This window comes from Microcystis sp. LE18-22.4A, assembly GCF_027531105.1.
GTDB classification, from domain to species: Bacteria; Cyanobacteriota; Cyanobacteriia; order Cyanobacteriales; family Microcystaceae; genus Microcystis; species Microcystis aeruginosa.
Genome location: NZ_JAPZRB010000588.1, coordinates 1 through 1,603 on the forward strand (window position 1 = coordinate 1; position 1,603 = coordinate 1,603).

Sequence of the window (1,603 nt, forward strand, 5' to 3'; positions counted from 1 at the left end):
GAACCGTTGTTGCTGCGGAAAAGGCAGCATTACCAGCCTGATCGGCATTAATCGTGCAAGAGCCTGCCGTGACAAACGTCAACGCACCACCGGAAGTGATCGTACAGACCCCGGTTGTAGTGGAGGTGAAAGTCACCGGTAAAGTGGAACTGGCGCTTGCAGTCAAGGTTGGCGTCGTGCCAAAAGTCTGTGCACCGGGAGGGTTAAAGGTAATGCTTTGTGCTGCCTTAGGCGTGACTGCAGTGGACGCTGTAGATGCCGAACCAGAGCCCGCCGAGTTTCTGGCAGTCACAGTAAAGGTATATGCCGTGCCATTTGTCAGACCTGTCACGTTAATCGGGCTGGCTGCACCGGTAGCGGTGGCTCCGCCGGGGCTGGCGGTCACCGTATAGTCAAGAATAGCGCTACCGCCGTTGGAAACTGGTGCGGTAAAGGCGACGGAGACCTGAGTGTCTCCTGGTGTACCCACCGCAGCCGTTGGTGCTCCCGGAACAATCGCGTTGACAGTAAAAGTTTGCGGAACCGTTGTTGCTGCGGAAAAGGCAGCATTACCAGCCTGATCGGCATTAATCGTGCAAGAGCCTGCCGTGACAAACGTCAACGCACCACCGGAAGTGATCGTACAGACGCCGGTTGTTGTGGAGGTGAAAGTTACCGTTAAATTGGAAGAGGCCGTAGCTGTCAAGGTCGGCGTCGTACCAAAAGTCTGCGTACCGGGATTGCCAAAAGTAATGTTTTGCGCTGCCTTAGGTGTGACAGCAGTGGAAGCAGTGGAAGCTAAACTATTACCTGCAGTGTTTCGAGCCGTGACAGTAAAGGTATATGCAGTGCCATTTGTCAGGCCAGTGACGTTCAGCGGACTGGCTGCACCGGTAGCGGTGGCTCCACCGGGGCTGGAAGTTACCGTATAGTCAAGAATGGAACTACCACCGTTGGAAACTGGTGCGGTAAAGGCGACGGAGACCTGAGTGTCCCCGGCAGTGCCGACCGCCGCCGTTGGTGCCCCTGGAGCAATCGCATTGACAGTAAAGGTTTGCGGAACCGTTGTTGCTGCCGAGTAGGTTGCATTGCCTGCCTGATCGGCATTAATCGTACAAGAGCCTGCCGTGATAAAGGTCAACACACCACCGGTAGTGATCGTACAGACGCCGGTTGTTGTGGATGTGAAAGTCACAGTCAAACCAGATGTTGCGCTTGCCAATCCTGAAATGTTTGGTGTTGTACCAAAGGTCTGCGTACCCGGAGGGTTAAAGGTAATGGTTTGCAGTGCTTTCGGCGTTACCGAGCTGGAAGGGTCGGACGCAGCACTAGAGCCATTGGCGTTTCTTGCCGTGACAGTAAAAGTATATGCGGTGCCGTTTGACAGACCCGTGACCGTCAACGGGCTGGCCGCACCGGTCTTAGTGAAGCCGCCGGGATTTGATGTGACGGTATAGTCAAGAATGGCACTGCCACCATCGGAGGCGGGAGCCGTAAAGACAACAGACGCTTGCCCACTTCCTGGCGTAGCGGCGACACCTGTTGGTTTACCAGGGACGGGGGCAACCACTGTGACGTTGACCGTAAACGGATTACTGTTGAAATCGTAGAAAATAAACGAATC

Annotated in this window: 1 protein-coding gene; it reads right to left on the reverse strand. The window is 54.9% G+C overall.

Annotation, left to right across the window (positions count from 1 at the left end):
* Nucleotides 1-1,603: beta strand repeat-containing protein (locus tag O9295_RS28005; protein ID WP_288036038.1), on the reverse strand; the 1,603-nt coding region annotated here is incomplete at both ends.